Below are 19,569 nucleotides of genomic sequence, written 5' to 3' on the forward strand. Positions count from 1 at the left end.
GGCTATGATCCCCAAGGGAACTCTTTACTGAATCTTGAACTTGCTGAGTTCGTCGTTAATCGATACAGCGGAGTCGGATACGGAGTTGGCAACACTTTCAACACCCTTGGATTCGTTTGCAATATCCTGAGCGCTCTGAGCGAGGGTAGTTACTGTTGCGGTAACCTCCTCGGAGCTTGCCGACTGTTCCTCGGAAATAGCAGCCACGCTGGAAGCAATGTCGTTTACATCGCCCATCATTCCGATCATTTCCTTCATAGTTGCTGCTGTGGAATTAAGCTCATCATAGATCTTGTTAAAGCTGTCGCCTGCCTTTGAAACCGCTTCGCTGTTTTCATTGATGGCATCCATGTTAGCCTGCGATTTTTCTGCAAGGTTACGTATAAGTTGAGTTATCTCGCTTATGATGTCGCTGATCTCCTTAGTCGCATCCTGTGAATTCTGCGCCAGTTTTCCGATCTCATCTGCAACAACCGCAAAGCCTTTTCCTGCTTCACCGGCACGGGCAGCCTCAATACTTGCATTAAGTGAAAGGAGGTTCGTCTGCTGTGAAATAGAGTCGATCATCTCAACGATTTCGGTAATCTTATCAGCTGATTCACCGACCGTTGTAACAACATCATTCATCTCACTCATGGATGTTGTGATAGTCTCCATATTCTGCTGAACAGTGTTCATGTCGTGCTGACCGACATCGGCCTGATCCACAAGTTCAAGCATGATCTCATTTGCTCTGTTTCCGCTATCGGTAAGATCAGCAACCGCACCTGCCAGCTGAGTTGCATTGTTTGCAAGCTCTCCAACCGCATTCGAAATATCGTCCATGGTGGTCTGAATCTGTCCCATGGAAATCGACTGCTCACTCGCACCCTCTGACATCTTTCCAGATGCATCTCTTGATGAAGTGGAGTCTGCCTTCAGCTGCTCTGCCTTGGACTGAATCGAATTGATGGTGCTATTCATAATCTGAACGTAATTGTCCATCTCCTTACTGATAAGACCAATCTCATCGCCCTTATCTGCAGGCATCTTGGTTGTGAAGTCACCACCGGAAATCTTTATAATGCTCTCAGAAAGTCCTTTTACAGGCTTTGTGATTACTCTGTTAATTGTGAAAAGAATTACAGCAGCTATGATGATAATAAGAACAATCATTGCAATTATTGCTATTGTCATGAATCTGTTAGCTGTTGCTTCAACATCACTTACGCTGACAGAAGAAATGAGCGTCCAGTTTGTTCCCTGAATAGGATAGGTTGCAATATACATCTTGGCCGAAGAGCCATCCTGCTGTATTGTTATGACCTCATCGGATCCGCTCTCAATATGTTTCTTCAGCGTATTGAGGTAATTGTTCCCCGATTCCGAAACCTTGGTACCAACAAGGGACGGATCGAAGAAAGTGATGATGTAATCACCATCAAGTACCATTGAACCTCCGACTTTCAGAGGCTTTAAGTCATTTACAATATCCTGCAAATCATTTAGGTAAACATCCACACCGGCAACGCCGAATTCACCGTTATAAAAATCATTCTGCCTTACAAAGGTAACGCAGAGGTCTCCTGTCGTTGCATCCACATATGGCTCGGTTTCAACGAATGTCTCGTTTCCAAGACCGGCCTGATACCAGTCACGCTGTGTAGGTTTCCAATCATCATCCACTTCGGAATGATTTGCAAATATATAGGTATCATCCGAAAATCCAATATAGATACCTGAATTTTTAACTGCGCTGTAGCTTGCCGACGGTTCGATGTACTTAAGCATTGCATCGTGGTCAGCAAATTCCACCTGCTCAAGGGTGTCGCAGTATTCACCAAACTTCGCGGTCAGCATTCTGAATTTGGTGCCAAGTTCATTTGCATTAGCTCTGGTCTCAGCCTGAATGTCCATCAAAGCCATCTCGGTGATCGTATTCTTGGCGTTAATACTCAGCGCCATTATAATCGCAACAACTCCGATGCTGATAATCGGCAAAAGGCTCATCAAAAGAGTTTTGCTAATGCTCTTCTTAACCTTATGTCTTGAAGGATTAGCTCCGTTTTTACTACCCTTTACATTAGTATCCTCTGCCATTTTCAAAACCTCCACCTAAGAAAACATCAAAAATATAATGTGGATTACATATTATAATTGTATACGGAATTACATCAATTAAAATGGATTTTATAGAAATGTTAGAGGGTTTAGAATACTTTTATATTTAGGGAAAATTGGCATAAAAAACGCCTTCCCCCCAAGGGGAAGGCGAAGTATAATTATTCTTCCGGTTGCTGGAGGTCCTCGTTATTTACGAGTTCTCCCTCAACCTTCTCAACGTACATATGTCCGTCAAGATGATCAAGCTCATGGCAGATTGCTCTTGCAAGGAGCTCTGTTCCCTCCAGTTCGAAGGGCTTCATGTCTATATCAAAAGCTTTTACCTTAACATAGTTGGGACGTGTAACAACTCCGGATTTTCCGGGAAGTGATAAGCATCCCTCGTATCCTGTCTGCTCGCCGCTGGTCTCAAGTATTACAGGGTTGATAAGAAGATGCGGCTCTTCTCCCTCCGGAGAACAGTCAATTACTACAATTCTCTTCAGGATACCAACCTGAGGCGCTGCAAGTCCCACGCCGTTAGCATCATACATTGTCTCAAACATATCCTCAATAAGCTCGCGAATCCTGGGAGTAACCTCTTTTACTTCCTTGCAGGGACGCGCAAGTACATCATCACCGTATTCTCTGATCTCTCTAAGTGCCATAATTTAGCCTTTCTGTCTGTTTTATTTCCCCTCATCCGGCGCTACGCGCCACCTTCCCCATAGGGGAAGGCTTTATTACAAATATAAAGTGTATGATAAACGGCATTATATTTCAATGCTTTATGTAATTCTTTCGCTTTTAGTATCGTAATCACATGAAATTCATGGGGTCGAAGTCGAACTGAACCTGGAGATTTCTTAAATATCCGAGCTTCTCCCACTCTGAAAGAACTTCCTCCAGAGTGTCCTTAATCAAAGTAAGTCTGCCGAAATCCTCATGCTTAACGTATATAACCATGCGATAGATATCGTTTATTTTGCCGATTGTCGCCGGCGCGGGACCGATTATTATTGCATTCTGTATCCGCATCCTGTCAATGAAGGCGCGAAGCTGATTTGCTTTCTCTTTTCCGAAATCCTCATCCTTAGCCCATAGCTGAATTGCAAGCATATGAGCTGCCGGAGGGTATCTGAGTAATTCTCTGTAGGAAATCTCCTCCTCGTAAAAGGCTTTATAGTCCTGCTTCGATGCGCTGACAATAGCATAGTTATCCGGCTGATACGACTGTATCACAACATTCCCCGGGACTTTTCCTCTTCCCGCTCTCCCCGCTGCCTGCGTAAGAAGCTGGAAGGTTCGCTCCCCCGCCCTGTAGTCGGAGGCGTTAAGTGACATATCCGCCGCGAGAATTCCAACAAGTGTTACATTAGGAAAATCGTGCCCCTTAACAATCATCTGCGTACCAACTAGAACATCTGCCTCTTCTGCGGCAAAGGCCGACAGAATCTTCTCATAGCTGCCCTTTGTCCTCGTGGTATCAGCATCCATTCGAAGAACCCTGGCCCTCGGGAAAAACTTAAGAACTTCCTTCTCAATCTGCTGGGTTCCTGCCCTGAAGGCTGACACGTACTTGGATCCGCACTCCGGACATATCTTCTGAATCGGCTGAGTGTGACCGCAGTAGTGGCACATAAGCATACCGCCTCTGTGCTCTGACATCGACACATCGCAGTGCGGACACTTAAAAACATAGCCGCAGGATCTGCAGGACACAAAACCGGCAAGTCCCCTTCTGTTTATGAAAAGCATTGCCTGATGTCCGTTATCAAGCGTCTCCTGTAGTCTTTCCTGAAGGCTTCTGCTAAAGATTGATCGGTTTCCGCTTCTAAGTTCCTCTCGTAAATCTGCAATCTCGACATCCGGCAGTGTGCCGCCCGTTAGTCTTCTGTTAAGCTCAAATAACCGGTATTCACCCTTTTTCGCCCTGTAATAGGTCTCAAGTGAAGGTGTGGCTGAGCCCAGGATCACATCTGCGCCTCCCGGCACAAGCTTTGCAAGCTCTATAGCTGTCTCCCTTGCGTGGTACTTAGGCATAGTCTCGCTCTTGTAGGTGGATTCATGCTCCTCATCTATAATTATGAGTCCCACATTGGGAAAAGGTGTAAAAAGAGCTGATCTGGGACCGATAATAATATCTATGTCTCCTTCTGCGGCTCTTTTTGCCTGATCGTATTTTTCTCCGGGTGACAATGTGGAATTCATCACCGAAACTCTCTCGCCAAAATGTCTGTAGAACCTCATGAGAGTCTGATAAGTAAGCGCAATCTCGGGAATCAGTACAATGGCCTGTTTTTCCCTGGCGATTATCTCATCTATCATTTTGATGTAGACTTCCGTCTTGCCGCTTCCGGTGATGCCGTGAATCAGGCAGGTCTCCCTGATGCCCTTGTCATAGTTTGAAATGACCGTGTCTACAATCTCCTGCTGCTCCTGACTGAGAGTAATATCCTTCTTCGCCGGATTGACTTCTCCCACAGGATTTCTGTAATATTCCTCGCTATCCGTAGCTATGACGCCCTTTTCGGAAAGAGCTCTTATCACAGCCGCTGAAACATTAAGCTTCCCTGTCACAAGTTCATAGGGAATCCGCTCCCCGGTATCCTCCAGTAGTGCTTCCAATAAGCGCGCTCTTGCCACCTGATGCTTTTTGACGCAGTTTTCGTAAAAATCCCGAGACTCCGCTTCGCTCATGGCAAGTCTTACATAACGCTTTACAAGGGCCTTGGACTTCTTCCTAACGGGGATGACTGTCCGAAGCGCATTTATCATGGTTGAGCCGTAGGTTTTCCTCATCCAGGCCGCCAGCGCAATCATAATACCCTCCGCGGACATCTCACCTTCTTCAATATCAAGAATTTCCTTGGTCTTTTCGTGATCAAACTCTGGAACATCGGTTATTCCTATGACGTATCCCTGTCTTTTAGTGTTTCCCCGTCCAAAAGGTACGCTGACGCAACAGCCTATCTCAATTTTGCCAAGAAGTCTGTCCGGAATTTTGTACTGAAAAGGTCTGTCCACCTTTTCATGGGAGATATCGATTATTATGTTGGCAAATGATAAACTCCCTCTTTCCATCAGGCTTTTTCCTGCATCTCCTCTAAAATCTCTTTGATAAGGACTCTCTCATCCATGGGGTACTTCACACCCTTGATTTCCTGATAGTCCTCATGTCCTTTTCCTGCAAGCACAATGATGTCGCCCTGCTCGCCGTGCTCTATTGCATAGCGGATGGCCTCTTTTCTGTCTGCAATCTTTATGTACTCACCGTCAGTCTTCTTCATACCGGTCTCGATATCGTTCATGATGTCCATGGGATCCTCGAATCTCGGATTATCCGAAGTTATGATAGTAAAGTCGGCGAGCTTTCCGCTGACCTCACCCATCTCAAATCTTCTAAGCTTTGAGCGGTTTCCGCCACATCCGAACACACTGATAAGACGAGTCGGATGATAATCTCTGAGAGTACTAAGGAGACTCTTAAGTGCCATAGCGTTGTGCGCATAGTCAATCATGAGAGTAAACTCATCTGATACTTTAACCATCTCGATTCTGCCCTTTACATGAGCCTTCTTTAATGCAGAAGCTATCTGCTCCTCGTCGCAGCCAAGGTGCTTAGCAACATCAATAGCGCAAAGTGCGTTATAAACACTGAATCTTCCCGGTGTGGGAACCTGTGCATGCATCTCGATTATACCTGTGGTATCAAACATAACCCCAAGTTCACCTGGCTTATGAAGATAAGCAAGGTTTATCGCACGAAGATCTGCATCTCCGGCAAAGCCGTAGGTTGTAAGCTCACAGGTGTGACCTTCAGTAACTTCCGTCATTCTGGGATCGTCCGCATTGGCAATTCCCACCTTACACTGCTTGAAAAGAAGTCCTTTACAGTGCATGTAGTCCTCAAAGTCCTTATGCTCTCCCGGACCGATGTGATCAGGCTCAATATTAGTAAAGACACCAATGTCATAAATGAATCCCTGGCTTCTGTGAAGCATAAGTCCCTGGGAGGATACCTCCATGACAACCGTGTCACATCCTGCATCCACCATTCTTCTCATGTATTCCTGAAGCTCATAGGATTCAGGTGTGGTATTTTCAGCATGAATATGCTCATCTCCGATGATTACCTCGATGGTACCGATAAGTCCACACTTGTGACCTGCGTTTTCAAGCATATTTCTAATAAGATAAGTTGTTGTAGTCTTACCCTTTGTTCCAGTAATTCCCACAGTCTTAAGGCTCTGTGCAGGATTTCCGAACCACTCGGCGGAAATAAATGCCATAGCATATCTTGTACTTTCCACTTTGACCACTACGGTCGATGAGTTTTCAGGAATTTCAACATCCTTCTGAACAACAATAGCTGCTGCTCCCTTCTCTGATGCTTCAGTCGCAGCGCTGTGACCATCGAAGTTCATGCCCTCGATACATATAAAGAGGCATCCTTCCGTGATCTTACGATTATCCTTTACTACCTCAGTGATCTCCACAGATGAAACATCCGCCTTTTCTTTGCTTCCCCCTACATAAGCTTCATAAGACAGATTTTTAAGCAGATTCTCCAGTTTCATAGCTTCTCTCCTCGTTTCTTAATAAAATCATAAACTTTTCTACTGTTTTTCTTAAGGTTTTGAACACAATCAGTTCACAATTTAACTGTATATTATAGACAAGATAGTTGATGAACTAACTATCTCCCCCTCATAAGAAACCGCAGACACACGCTTTTAGCGTGTGTTTTGTGGTTTATGGGATAAAATCTTTCAAAACGATCTGAATGCTTTCCTCGCCTCTGTATTCATTAATTTTAGCCTGATATGCAATCTTAATAATCATTTTATCATGATTCGCACCGTTATATAAATTTTCCCGCTGTTCTTTTCCAAAATTCATATCAAGGAACTCATTCCATCTGTCAAAAACACTTCCAAAGACCATCATATCATAGAAATTGCCCTTTTCATCCCTGACTGACATCTTCACAGTATTGGCGTTCTTACCTATTACACGGCCTCTGACAAGCTCTACATCCCGCGAAGCAAAAAGCGGCTCAGGGTTTCCCTGTCCGAAAGGAGCAAGCTTATCTATCTCCTTTAACAATCCCATGGACAGATACTGTAGCGGAAGTACCATATCAAGGCGAAGTACCTCTTCAAAGTCATCTTCTGTGAGCTTACTGTTATCGTTAAGCGCTTCCCTGAAGGCCTCCACATTTTCCTTTTTTAGGGAGAATCCGGCTGCCATCTTGTGTCCGCCGTACTTCGTAAGGAGGTTCCTGCATTCACTAAGGGCCTCAAACATATGATACCCCTCAATTGAGCGGCCTGATCCCTTTACCAGGTCATCCCCTGTATCGGTAAGCACAAATACAGGGTGATTCACTTCCTCTTTCACTCTTCCGGCAATAATTCCCGCAAGTGATTCATGGAGCCCAGGCATATAGATAACAAGCACATCCGGAAGATTCTCTCCATAACCGGAAATGATTTCCATCGCCTCTTCCTTGCCCTCTGCGGTCATATCCTTACGACTGTCGTTGAGTTCCTTTAATTCCAGCGCTATCTCAGCAGCTGCATTTGAATTAGTCTCCGTCAGAAGCTCAAGGCCTCTCATAGCTGAATCAAGTCTACCCGTTGCATTAAGACACGGTCCGATGACAAAGCCGTATATATAACAGCTAACCCGGTAAGGATCTATATCGGTAGCACGAAGAAGCGCACGGAGCCCAATATTATCAGTTTGTGGAATGCACTTAAATGACTTCTTTACAATTATTCTGTTTTCATCTTTAAGGGGCATAACATCACATACTGTAGCCCAGCCTGCAAAGATTGACATCTCATCAAAGAAATGACTTAGTCTTTCATCCTGTGGCATTTCCATCTTCTCTGTAAGCACCTGAATGAATTTGTATGCCACCATTGCTCCGCAAATCTCAGGATACGGATATTCATCATCTAGTCTCTTCGGATCAACCACTGCATCAGCCGGAGGCAGAATCATCTCATCCCTATTCTCCTCTGAGTAGCTAACCTCATGGTGATCAGTGACTATGACAGTCATTCCCAGCTCTTTTGCATGCGCAATCTGCTCTATGGCTGCTATTCCGTTATCACAGGTGATGATAGTCCTCTTGCCTTCCTCATAAGCCTTATCAACAAGCCCTACACTAAGACCGTATCCATCCTCTATTCTGTGCGGAAGCCTTGCATCCACATCTCCGCCGCAGAGCTTTATTCCGGATATCAGAATATATGATGAGCATATGCCATCTACATCATAATCTCCAATTACCCTTATGGAATCCCCGGCCTGAATTCGCTCAGCCATAATCTCTGCCGCTTTATCTATATCTCTCAAAAGATGCGGATCATGAAGATTACTCTCATCAGCGTTCATGTACATGCTGATATCTTCATTGCTCGTAATATCACGATTTCTCAATAATCTCGCCGTTATAGGAGATATCCCATTCTCCTGTGCAATCATATTAAAATCCGCACCTTTTCTAATTTCAACCCACTTTGCCATAAATTCCTCTATATAACCTTGTTATTACTATTCCTCAAACCATTATATTACTGCTCACCTTGATACTGCCGCAGATAGCTACATATAGTCCGGAAAACCTTCAAAATAAAATGGATCGCCGGGATGACGAGGGCTAAGTGTCTGCGCCACGGGTGATTAGGTAATATATATAATACTTTGCGAGATTGCGAACCACGCAGATGAGACCTGGCAATCCCAAGTGCCATTGCACGCAGGGATTGCTTCTTAGGGCTCATCGAAGTGTCCGGTTCGCCGCGAGCAAATATTATATATATTGCCAAATCGCACCAGGGGCAGACACTTAGCCCCGTCATCCCCGAGCCATTTCCTCTTGAAATAAAACGGGCTGCCGTAGCTATCTGCGGCAGCCCTCTTTATTAGTTCTTTTTGAATTTCTTAAGATCAAGCCATATCGGTGATGCGATAAAGATTGATGAATATGTTCCGGCTACTACACCGACCATAAGAGGCAGTGCAAAGAAGCGGATATCCGGCACACCGAAAATAGCAAGTGAAAGAACCATGATGAAAGTTGTGATGGATGTAAACAAGCTTCGTGTAATTGTCTGGCTTACACTCTTGTTAACAAGCTCCTCGAGCTGATCCTGACGATTCATGAAAATATGGTTCTCTCTGATACGGTCGAATGTAACGATAGTATCGTTGATTGAATAACCGATAATTGTAAGAACTGCAGCGATGAAAGTACCACCGACCTGAATTCTTGTAAGTGCATAACATGTAATTACGATAAGTGCATCATGTGCAAGGGCAATGATAGCTGCTGCACCGAACTTGATATCTCTGAATCTGATCCAGATATATGCAAGCATAAGTACAAGTGCGATGATCAAAGCAACTGTCGCATCAGTACGCATCTCATTACTGATTGTGGAACTGATACTCTCAGCAGCGATATTCTCTGCAGGAACAGAGTAATCTGTCTTGAACATATTATCAACTGCTTCTCTCTGATCTACTGTAAGTGTTACAGTCTTGAAGATAACCTGGTTGGAACCTGCAACAGTCTGAACCTGAACGGAATCAACACCTGTAAGCTCCTTGATCTTCGGAACAACCTCGCTGTCAAGCTTCTCTGTTGTCCATTCCTCGTTAAAGGTTACGCTTGTGGATGTACCACCTACGAAGTCGAGGCTGTAGTTGAATGCGCCCTGTCCGCGTCCTGCATTTACACCCATGAATACAAATCCAAGAATGATGATTGCTGCAGAAATACCGTAGAACATCTTTCTCTTTGTAGTGAAATCGAAAAGCTTGAGTTCTTTTGCCTGTCCATACCACTTCTTATCCTCAAAGCCAAGGCCGTAGAAGATATTTGTAATAGCTCTTGTAACAAAGAGAGCTGTGAACATTGAAACAACAATACCAAGTGCAAGTGTGGAAGCAAATCCCTTAACAGTACCTGTTCCGCGAAGTCCGAGAATTGCTGCCGCAATAAGGGTTGTGATGTTACCGTCAAGGATAGCTGAAAGAGCCTTGCTGTAGCCGACCTTGATAGCTCCCTTTACATCCTTACCACCTGCAATTTCCTCTCTGATACGTGCAAATACAAGCACGTTAGCATCAACGGCCATACCTACTGAAAGGATGATACCTGCGATACCCGGAAGGGTAAGTGTAATCTCAAATGCAGAAAGAAGAAGAATCTCCAGTCCGCAGTAGAACATAAGTGCAATACTTGCAGCTACACCGAGCAGTTTATACAGAACAATCATGAATAAGATGATTGCGCAGAAACCTACGATTGCAGCGATCATACTTGTATGAATAGCATTTGAACCAAGCTGAGCTCCTACTACGTTGGAACGAAGTTCGTTAAGCTGAAGCTTAAGTCCACCGATACGGATCATGGATGCAAGATTTGCAGCATCCTCGAAAGTCTTCTCACCAGTGATGATAGCTCTTCCGTCTGTAATTTCTGCCTGAACGGTAGGAACTGAAATGAACTCACCGTCATAGTAGATACCGATTGACTCGCCGTTAGCATAAGCCTTCTTGGTAGCCTCAGCGAATGCCTGTCTTCCGGCCTCTGTAAACTCAAGAGAAACAACTACTTCCTGAGTGTTGGCTGTACCGGAATTCTGATATCCTGCCTCAGCCTGCGCAACATCCTCACCCTTAAGGACGATTGAACCTTCAGCCTCGAGTTCCTCGATAGTCTTGTTAAGTACGTATCCGATCTCACCATCGCCTGAAAGAACGTAGTTGCCATCCTCATCTACAGTGAAACCTGAATTGTATGTGTAGTTCTCATTACCCTGGCTGTCAGTCTGTGCAATAAAGTACAGATTACCGGGCTGACCTAGATCCTCAAGAATCTTGTTGGCATCTGTAACACCGGGAATCTCGATATTGATTCGGTTGGAACCCTCCTGATAAACCTGTGACTCTGTACTGTACTGATCTACACGCTGCTGGAGCTTGTATATAGTATCTGACATGTCTTCGGCACTGGGTGTTCCGTCGCCTACAACTTCATAGGTGATACTGACACCACCAGCCAGGTCAAGTCCGAGATTGATACTCTTAAGTGAACCTGACTTATCGCTTCCAAGGCCATAATATGAAGTATAGCCAAGTCCGCCAAGTAGCAACAGCGCTACCAGCAAAGCGATTACTGATTTTACTCTTTTCATTTCTTAACCCTCCGTTATACTCATTCGGCAAGTGCGGCTTTAATCATGATTGCGCATTCTATACGCTTTCTCTGAAGCTCGCATCCCGTATGATAGGTTGTATTTATGTCGCCGTTAAAATTGTAGGCGTTTGCAGCACAACCTCCGCTGCAATAATATCTTGCAAAGCACTTCTGACACTCCGGTCTCGAGTACACATTGCTCTCCTTAAACTGTCTGCGGAGATCATCTCTTGTGATTCCGTCAAAGACATTACCCATAATGAAATCTTCATTACCGACAAACTGGTGACAAGGATAAAGGTCACCCCAGGGCGTAACTCCGAGATACTCACATCCCGAACCGCAGCCCGACAGTCTCTTAGCTACGCAGGGACCGCCCTCTAAGTCAATGTTGAAGTGGAAGAAATTAAAGCCCTTCCCTTCCTTATGTCTCTGAAGATAAAACTTGGCAAGTTCATCATACTGCTCGCAAAGATAAGGGATATCCTCATCCTTGATTGCGTACCAGTCTTCAGGCTTAGCCACAACCGGCTCAACCGAGATCTGTTTAAATCCGAGATCCGCAAGATGCTTAACATCCTCACAGAAATCCAGATTGTTGTGCGTAAAGGTTCCTCTTACGAAATATCTGAGCTGATGACGGCTCTCCGCCACCTTCTTAAACTTGGGAACGATGTTATCATAGGTTCCCTGACCTCCGCGCATGGGACGCATCTTATCATTTACTTCCTTGCGTCCGTCTATTGAAAGGACGATGTTCCCCATCTCCTTATTGGCATATTCAAGTATCTCATCTGTTAAAAGAGTTCCGTTGGTTGTAAGTGTAAAACGGAAGTTCTTGTCGTGTTCCTTCTCAAGGCCTCGTCCGTACTCTACTATCTTCTTAACCACATCCCAGTTAAGAAGCGGCTCTCCTCCGAAGAAGTCAACTTCAAGATTCCTTCTGCCACCGGAATTCTTTATAAGGAAATCAAGAGCAGCCTTACCGACTTCCTCGGTCATAAGCGCTTTTCTGCCGTGATATTCACCCTCATCGGCAAAGCAGTACTTACATCTGAGGTTGCAGTCATGCGCGATATTGAGGCAAAGCGCCTTGACTACGGTATCTCTCTCCTTGAACTCCTCAACATAATTCTCATAGACATCATCGGTATAAAGGACTTCACCTCTTCGAAGCTCCAATATATCGGAAATCGCATCCTTCAGGTCCTCTTCACTGTAATTGTCAAAGTCACCTGAAAGGGCAGCCGCCAGCTCTGAAGTAAGAGCCTCATCATCTGCATCAGAAGCACCCTCTGCTGTGATGTCGGCTGACTTAAAGCGCTTAATCAATTGCTCCTCCACGGGGTGGATAAGATCAAAAACAATGTCATCCACTACGTGAACAGAACCACTGTTTACATCCAGAACAATATCATAGCCGTTGTTCTTGTATGCATGTACCATATAAAATTCTCACTACCTTTTCTAATATGTGATGTTGTAAAAATGTATTCCTCACAGTTTTCATAAAGCAAGCAGCGGCATGGCCGCTGCCTGTTTAGTTATAACTATTTAGTTAAATACACCTATTACTTGTTAGCAACCTGCTCGCAGCTCTGGTTACCAACAGTGCAGGAAGTCTTGCATGCAGACTGGCATGATGTCTGGCATTCGCCGCAGCCGCCCTTCTTCATTGACTCCTTAAGATTTCTTGTTGCAAGTGTCTTTACATGCTTCATAACTCTTCTCCTTTTCATTCAGGATTAATACTGAAAAACAACACAGTTTTCCACGCTCCAGTAGTATACCATAATTTGTCCCCTGCGAAAAGCACTTTTTCACCCAGTCGCACTACCTTTTTCATCCTCGTTCTCAGTGCCGCTATCCTTAGTGTCAAAAGCGCCCTCCGGAATATAAACCAGAACATCCGTGATACGGTTTCTCTTTATGGCACTCGCTGTGAGCTCCACACCGTTTTCAAGCTTTGTGGTCTCGCCTCCCCTCGGAAGTCTGTCGAGACTCTCAATCATAAGGCCTCCGATGGAATCATAGTCGTCAGACTCAAAAGCGGTTCCCAGAGCATCATTGATATCATCAAGCTTCATATTACCTTCTACGAGGAATCTTCCGCCTCCGAGCTCTCTTATCTGCTCTTCTTCATCGGAGTCATACTCATCACGTATCTCTCCGACGATTTCCTCCAGAAGATCCTCCAGAGTGATCATACCAACGGTTGCTCCGTATTCACTAAGGACAAAAGCAACATTCTGCGCATTTTTTCTCATTTCCATAAGAAGATCCGCCGTCTTTTTATATTCGTAGGTGTAATAAGCCTCTCTCAGATAGTCGCTTATCTTGAAGTTATCCTTATCTGAAACCAGCACCATGTCCTTGATATTGATAAGACCGATGATATTGTCCTGATTGTCCTCATAAACAGGGATTCTGGTATACATCTCCTGTTTAAAAACACGCATAACCTCATGATACTCAGCATCGGAGCTTACACAGCTCATGTCTATTCTGGGAATCATGACATCCTTTGCAACCGCATCGGAAAATTCGAACACGTTGTAGATGATTTCCTTCTCACCGCTTTCGATTACTCCGTCCTCATGGCTTACATCGACATAGGTCTTGAGCTCTTTTTCCGTCATAAGCTGATGTGAATTCTTATCAACTCTTAATATCTTAAGCACAATATCCGCCACCGCATTAACAATCCAGATAACCGGAGAGAGGATTGTCATTATAAGAAGAATTATTCTCGCGTAAAAGAGCGCCATGTTTTCGGCATAAGTAGTCGCAATGGTCTTGGGAATAATCTCACCGATTATGAGAACCACGATAGTCAAAACACCGGTTCCGATACTGATGGCCCAGTCGCCCCACAATCTCTGAACAAAAATCGTCGCAAGAGCGGAAGCAGACAGATTGACTATGTTGTTGCCGATAAGAACCGCCGAGAGCATATTCTGATAATCATCGAGAATCTTCTGAACCGCCAGAGCTCTCTTATTGTTTTCCTCCACAAGCGTCTTAATCCTGACTCTGCTGACACAGCTCATGGCCGTCTCCGCAGATGAAAAAAACGCCGATAAAAATACAAGAAGAATCAGAACGATCAACTGTATTATATTTTGTTGCAAGTCTTTGTCCCCCTTTAGGTGTTGTTATGCTGTAACAGTACCGCCATCCATCTTCGATACCACTTTTTTCTTAATTATAAAGTAACTGATAAGATGTGCGGTAGATGTAATTGTCCAGGTCACAGGATAGGATATATAAAGTACCGTAAGGTCGTGATATATCCTGAACGCAGTAAGTATCCATACAATTCGAAGTCCGCAGGCTCCAATGATCGAAACTATCATTGGCACAGTGGAATATCCCATTCCTCGGAGGCTTCCGCAGATGACATCCATGCATCCGCAGAGGAAATAAACCGTGCAGATAACTGCCATACGCTGAACGCCGTACTGAATTGTAGCAGGCTCCTTGGTATATATGCTAACAAGCTGTGCACCAAAGAAATAGAAAACATTCCCCATCACAGCTCCGACCACAAATACAACCGCAAGGCAGGTTCTAAGTACCTTACCGATTCTCTCCGGCTTGTTTGCACCGACGTTCTGGCTGGTGAAGGATACGCAGGCCTGGTATACGGAATTCATCGCCATATATACAAAGCCTTCAATATTTGCTGCCGCCGCACTTCCCGCCATAGCAACGGAACCAAATTCGTTGATTGAGGACTGGATCAGCACATTTGAAAATGAAAAAATCGCACCCTGAAGTCCTGCAGGAAGCCCGACACGAACTATCCTCTTTGTCTTGTCCATGTCCACTCTGATTTTTCTGATGCTCAGTTTATACATCTCATCCGTTGTTATCAGCGCCTTTACTATAAGACCTGCTGATACGGCCTGCGCAAGGATTGTTGCCAGTGCAACACCCGCAACATGCATATGAAAGCCTATTACAAAAATCAGGTTCAGAATTACATTTATCACGCCTGCATTCATAAGGTAGTAAAGAGGCCTTCTGGTATCTCCGGTCGCCCTCAAAATAGCCGCACCGAAATTATACAACATTGTTACCGGCATTCCGATAAAATATATTCGCATATACAAAGTCGAAAGGTCAATTACTTCCTTCGGAGATCCCATCATCTCCAGAATTGGTCTGGAAACAAGGATACCTATAACGGCAATAATAATTCCGCCGATAAGAGCAAGTGCAACTGTCGTATGCACTGTCTCTTCCATCTCCTTCTTCTGTCTTGCCGCAAAATATCTGGCAGCAAGCACATTGACACCCACGGAAAGACCCATGAATACACTAAGGAGCATGTTTATGACAGAGCCCGTTGAGCCTATTGCCGCAACGCAGTTGGCTCCCAGGGTATCGTCTCCCGCGAACTGGCCTACCACTACTATATCCGCAGCATTAAATAGAAGCTGCAGTACGCTCGAGATAATTAAAGGTATGGAAAAAAGGAGAATCTTCGGAAGAAGAGCCCCCTTAGTCATATCTATCTCGTATTTTCTGTTTCTGTTTTTCATAATCAATGCTTAAATTCTGTTTTGTAGAAATCCTTGAAATCTGCGTAGCCCTGAGCACCAAGCTGTTCCTTCTGGAACTTTTTATTTTTGTTCATGCGCACAACAAGGACCTGGCGTCCGTTTGCTCTCTCCTTCTGTGCCTCGGCGATAATTTCGGAAAGCTGCTCGCCGCCGATACCCTTTTCAATAAGGAAAGCGACTTTATCCTTCTCATCGGGAATCTTGAAGCCTTCATCCATCATGATCATGATAATACGCTCAAAACCGATTGAGAATCCGCAGGCAGGTGTGTCCTGACCCGTAAACTTGCCGACCATCTTATCATAGCGTCCGCCGCCACCGCAGCTTCCACCGTACTGAGGCATAGCTACCTCAAAAATAGTTCCTGTGTAGTAACTCATACCGCGAACAAGTGTGGGATCAAATACAAGCTCGAACTCCGCACTCTTTGTAGCATCAACACTTGAAATGATCTCCTGAAGGCTGTTCTTAACGTCAGCGTCAAGGAAGTCGCCGAGAGTATCAGCAAGGAAGCTTATTCCTTCAATAGCACCCTTTCCTTCAACATTTTTAAAGAGGTCAAGGTACTTATCAATGCTCTCCTTGGCAAAACCATCCTTAAGGAGTTCTTCCGCAACACCCTCAAGACCAATCTTATCCATCTTATCAAGTGTTATGAAAACAGAATCATAGGATTCCTCTGTAAAGCCAGCATACGCAGCCATGGCCTTAAGCATACGTCTCTCATTTATTCTGATCTGGAAGCCCTTAAAACCAAGTCTTCCGAGAGTTGTTGTCGTAGCAAGGATAAGCTCTATCTCAGCAAGATTGGTGGGCTCACCGAGAATATCAATATCACACTGCATAAACTGACGATAACGTCCCTTCTGCGGTCTGTCTGCTCTCCATACATAGCCCATCTGAAGTGCCTTGAAAGGTGAAGGCAGTTCATTCTGGTGGTTGGAATAGTATCTTACAAGCGGAACCGTAAGGTCATAACGAAGTCCCGAATCCGTAAGATCGTTTTCTTCCTTTGCGGTCTCGAGATTGAGCTTCTCTCCTCTTTTCATTACCTTAAAGATGAGCTTCTCGTTCTCGCCGCCCTGCTTGCTGTTAAGGTTTGCAAGAGATTCTACGCAGGGTGTATCTATGGAAGTAAATCCAAATCCTGCATATGTATCCTTAATAATACCGATCACATAATCTCTGAGTTTCATCTCCTCAGGGAGTATATCCTTCATTCCCGTTACGGGTTTCTTTATAAGTGTCATTCGTTAACCTCTTCTTTCTTTATTTATCCTTACAACCACCGCAAAGGGTTGCTGAGTACTTTTGCACGCTTTACGATTTCCTCGCGGTTATGCTTGATGTAGAACTCCAGGGCCGCAATCTCCTCTTCCTCAAATCCGTCGGATTTGAGAATTTTATATCCCGGAATAATGCCCTCAGCAGTATCGTTCTCCCTCAGCGATCTGGGCCGCGAAAAATAAATCCTTATGAATGTCTTTCCGGATTTTGACGTCAAAAAGCCTGTCTGCGTCATTTTCAGTTCCTGACCAAAATTCTTAGCCATATTTCCCCCATAAGCAAAGATAAAGTCTTAAATAATCCTTATCATCATACCATATAAAGGCATACATCAAAATATGATATATGTGACCGGCTAAAAATACAAGTCGGAATTCAAACTTCGCACACCCCGGGGCCGGCGGACGGAGCTCTGGGGGCTGTGCGAAGTTTGAGTTAACGAATTATAAAATCTATTAAATTACTGTAAACATGCTTATTTTCATGCGTTTTATCGTAAAATTATAGTGTAGTGTATTCACGTACATGTATTCGTAAAGGAGATCGTACAAATGGCTAACAACGAAAACAACAGCGGATTCGAGAAAATCCCATTTATTAAGACCGTTGCCGGGATGAGTCTTATGACTTATCTTGCACTGCTGATTTTGTTCGCAATATCTATAGCAGTAGTTGTTACTGAAATGATGAATATCACGAAGAACTCCATAGCTCAAGCTGAGCAGGTGCAGGGTGTTATGAATGATATGCGTGTATTTGAAGTAGACATGCGTATTGTGGACAATGATGGTTTTGCCCTTGCATCAAACTATGAAACAATAAAGGGTCTGGGCCAGATTGAGACTAAGGTTCCGGAGCTTCAGAACTGTCTTGCAGAAATGGACGAAGCATCCGCCGGAATAACATCAACATTTACAGAACTTACCGGCGCAGACAGTACAGCTTCAAAAGCTGCTGCAGTTATAGCCGAAAACTATGCCACTTACAAAACAGGTTATGAAAAAGTTGTAACAGCTGCTCAGACAGGTGATGTAGACACAATCATTCAGGTCGTTTATGTCGAATGTGCAAATCAGCTTACAACCATGAAGGAACAACTTGAAATTCTTGATAAAGAAATTGATGCCGTTCAGCAGCAGTCCAGTGAAGCTGTCTATGCAAAAGCCATGAGAGCAATCGGAGTAGTTAATTTGAATATGGCAGTATATATCATCTGCATCATCGCATTCTGCTTCTTCAACTATCGCAAGGTGGGCCGAAAGGTTAATCTCATTGCCGATGAGATCAATGATATCATCACCAATATCAATAACCATCAGGGCGACCTGACAGTAAGACTTGAGACAAAGACCTCTTCCGAGCTTGTGCATATCAAGCAGGGCTTCAACCACTTTATGGAAACCCTTCAGAACATCCTTAGAGAGGTTAAGAACGGAACGGTTACACTTACCGAATCCTCTGAGAGTATGACAAACCAGATCGTTTTAGCCAACGATAATATAACCAATACTTCCGCAGCTCTTGAAGAGCTCGCAGCAAGCATGCAGAACGTATCAGATACCTCCAAGGTGATGAACGAGAAGCTCGACAACGTCAAGGAAGCTACCGACAACATCAACTTTGGTGTTGAAGACGGTACTGCTAAGGCTGAGGAGATCAGAGCTGAAGCTATCGAGATAAAAGATGGCGCCCTCCACAAGAAGGAGAATACCGGTGCCAAGATGGAGAACCTCTCAGGAGTGCTTGAGCAGTCCGTTAAGGATAGTGAAAAGGTTAAGCAGATCAACGAGCTTACCAATGTCATCCTTGATATCGCTTCACAGACTAACCTCCTTGCCCTCAATGCTTCAATCGAGGCGGCAAGAGCAGGTGAAGCAGGACGCGGATTCTCGGTTGTTGCTGAAGAGATCAGCTCCCTTGCCGACAACTCCCGCCAGACAGCTGCCAACATCCAGGATATCAGTAATGAGGTTACCCAGGCGGTTACCACACTGGCCGACAACGCTATGCAGGTTCTTGATTTCATCAACACCACAGTGCTTAGTGACTACGATGCTTTCGTAGAGACAGGTGAGAAATACGAAGAAACCGCAAAGCTCATCAATGAGATGCTTGACGGCATAGCTGATCAGACTCAGAACCTCAACACTATTATGGAAGAAATGAGTGATTCCGTTACCTCTATTTCACAGTCTGTAAACGAGGCTTCCGATGCGATCAACCAGTCCGCAGAGAACTCTCAGGACATCGTCGACGAGATCAGCGGCATCAGTTCCGCTATGGACACCAACAACGATGTTACAGAAAAGCTGAGCGAGAGCACAAGACAGTTCATAAATATCTAAAAAAATCTCTTGAAACAATAAATAGGGCTTGGGATCAATCTTTGGTCCCAAGCCTTTAATTATTTCG

General features: G+C 44.6%; 13 protein-coding genes. 1 reads left to right on the forward strand and 12 read right to left on the reverse strand.

Going from position 1 to position 19,569, the window contains the following annotated elements:
- Window positions 1–24: 24 nt before the first annotated feature.
- The 12 genes from G596_RS0114915 to G596_RS0114970 all read right to left on the reverse strand — a co-directional run bounded on the left by G596_RS0114915 (window position 25) and on the right by G596_RS0114970 (window position 17,422).
- Window positions 25–2,079, reverse strand: coding sequence for a methyl-accepting chemotaxis protein (locus tag G596_RS0114915; protein ID WP_022762627.1), 2,055 nt, complete (start codon window positions 2,077–2,079; stop codon window positions 25–27).
- A gap of 182 nt (window positions 2,080–2,261) precedes the next feature.
- Window positions 2,262–2,750, reverse strand: a complete 489-nt coding sequence (def, locus tag G596_RS0114920; protein WP_022762628.1) for a peptide deformylase — start codon at window positions 2,748–2,750, stop codon at window positions 2,262–2,264.
- A gap of 151 nt (window positions 2,751–2,901) precedes the next feature.
- Window positions 2,902–5,166: a replication restart helicase PriA gene (priA, locus tag G596_RS0114925; protein WP_022762629.1), complete on the reverse strand. Its 2,265-nt coding sequence runs from the start codon at window positions 5,164–5,166 to the stop codon at window positions 2,902–2,904.
- Window positions 5,166–6,662 (reverse strand): UDP-N-acetylmuramoyl-L-alanyl-D-glutamate--2,6-diaminopimelate ligase, encoded by a 1,497-nt coding sequence (locus G596_RS0114930; protein ID WP_022762630.1) that lies wholly within the window; start codon window positions 6,660–6,662, stop codon window positions 5,166–5,168. The genes priA and G596_RS0114930 overlap by 1 nt, the downstream gene beginning before the upstream one ends.
- 175 nt (window positions 6,663–6,837) lie before the next feature.
- Entirely contained in the window at window positions 6,838–8,622 is a 1,785-nt protein-coding gene (recJ, locus tag G596_RS0114935) for a single-stranded-DNA-specific exonuclease RecJ (protein ID WP_022762631.1), read from the reverse strand.
- Between the two features lie 398 nt (window positions 8,623–9,020).
- The gene (locus G596_RS0114940; RefSeq protein ID WP_022762632.1) at window positions 9,021–11,300 is read right to left on the reverse strand and encodes a protein translocase subunit SecDF; all 2,280 of its coding nucleotides are present in this window, start codon (window positions 11,298–11,300) and stop codon (window positions 9,021–9,023) included.
- Window positions 11,301–11,320: 20 nt separating this feature from the next.
- Window positions 11,321–12,748: a thioether cross-link-forming SCIFF peptide maturase gene (gene scfB, locus G596_RS0114945; RefSeq protein WP_022762633.1), complete on the reverse strand. Its 1,428-nt coding sequence runs from the start codon at window positions 12,746–12,748 to the stop codon at window positions 11,321–11,323.
- Between the two features lie 125 nt (window positions 12,749–12,873).
- A complete protein-coding gene (scfA, locus tag G596_RS22410; protein WP_022762634.1) occupies window positions 12,874–13,023 on the reverse strand; it encodes a six-cysteine ranthipeptide SCIFF in 150 nt (49 codons plus the stop codon).
- Window positions 13,024–13,122: 99 nt separating this feature from the next.
- A complete protein-coding gene (locus G596_RS0114955) occupies window positions 13,123–14,433 on the reverse strand; it encodes an HlyC/CorC family transporter (RefSeq protein WP_022762635.1) in 1,311 nt (436 codons plus the stop codon).
- Between the two features lie 24 nt (window positions 14,434–14,457).
- Entirely contained in the window at window positions 14,458–15,849 is a 1,392-nt protein-coding gene (locus G596_RS0114960) for an MATE family efflux transporter (protein WP_044928799.1), read from the reverse strand.
- A 2-nt stretch (window positions 15,850–15,851) separates the two neighbouring features.
- A complete protein-coding gene (hisS, locus tag G596_RS0114965; protein ID WP_022762637.1) occupies window positions 15,852–17,120 on the reverse strand; it encodes a histidine--tRNA ligase in 1,269 nt (422 codons plus the stop codon).
- A 29-nt stretch (window positions 17,121–17,149) separates the two neighbouring features.
- Window positions 17,150–17,422: a hypothetical protein gene (locus tag G596_RS0114970; protein ID WP_022762638.1), complete on the reverse strand. Its 273-nt coding sequence runs from the start codon at window positions 17,420–17,422 to the stop codon at window positions 17,150–17,152.
- Between the two features lie 286 nt (window positions 17,423–17,708).
- Between G596_RS0114970 and G596_RS0114975 the strand changes: the two genes are divergently transcribed.
- Window positions 17,709–19,502, forward strand: coding sequence for a methyl-accepting chemotaxis protein (locus G596_RS0114975; RefSeq protein ID WP_022762639.1), 1,794 nt, complete (start codon window positions 17,709–17,711; stop codon window positions 19,500–19,502).
- Window positions 19,503–19,569: the final 67 nt, after the last annotated feature.

The organism is Butyrivibrio sp. AD3002 (genome assembly GCF_000420905.1).
Classification (GTDB): domain Bacteria; phylum Bacillota; class Clostridia; order Lachnospirales; family Lachnospiraceae; genus Butyrivibrio.

Excerpts from the sequence above, each read along its gene's own strand:
- G596_RS0114970 (WP_022762638.1), bottom strand. The coding sequence starts at position 17,422 with ATGGCTAAGAATTTTGGTCAGGAACTGAAAATGACGCAGACAGGCTTT.
- scfA (WP_022762634.1), bottom strand. The coding sequence starts at position 13,023 with ATGAAGCATGTAAAGACACTTGCAACAAGAAATCTTAAGGAGTCAATG.
- recJ (WP_022762631.1), bottom strand. The coding sequence starts at position 8,622 with ATGGCAAAGTGGGTTGAAATTAGAAAAGGTGCGGATTTTAATATGATT.
- G596_RS0114915 (WP_022762627.1), bottom strand. The coding sequence starts at position 2,079 with ATGGCAGAGGATACTAATGTAAAGGGTAGTAAAAACGGAGCTAATCCT.
- G596_RS0114960 (WP_044928799.1), bottom strand. The coding sequence starts at position 15,849 with ATGAAAAACAGAAACAGAAAATACGAGATAGATATGACTAAGGGGGCT.
- G596_RS0114975 (WP_022762639.1), top strand. The coding sequence starts at position 17,709 with ATGGCTAACAACGAAAACAACAGCGGATTCGAGAAAATCCCATTTATT.
- hisS (WP_022762637.1), bottom strand. The coding sequence starts at position 17,120 with ATGACACTTATAAAGAAACCCGTAACGGGAATGAAGGATATACTCCCT.
- G596_RS0114940 (WP_022762632.1), bottom strand. The coding sequence starts at position 11,300 with ATGAAAAGAGTAAAATCAGTAATCGCTTTGCTGGTAGCGCTGTTGCTA.
- priA (WP_022762629.1), bottom strand. The coding sequence starts at position 5,166 with ATGGAAAGAGGGAGTTTATCATTTGCCAACATAATAATCGATATCTCC.
- def (WP_022762628.1), bottom strand. The coding sequence starts at position 2,750 with ATGGCACTTAGAGAGATCAGAGAATACGGTGATGATGTACTTGCGCGT.
- G596_RS0114930 (WP_022762630.1), bottom strand. The coding sequence starts at position 6,662 with ATGAAACTGGAGAATCTGCTTAAAAATCTGTCTTATGAAGCTTATGTA.
- scfB (WP_022762633.1), bottom strand. The coding sequence starts at position 12,748 with ATGGTACATGCATACAAGAACAACGGCTATGATATTGTTCTGGATGTA.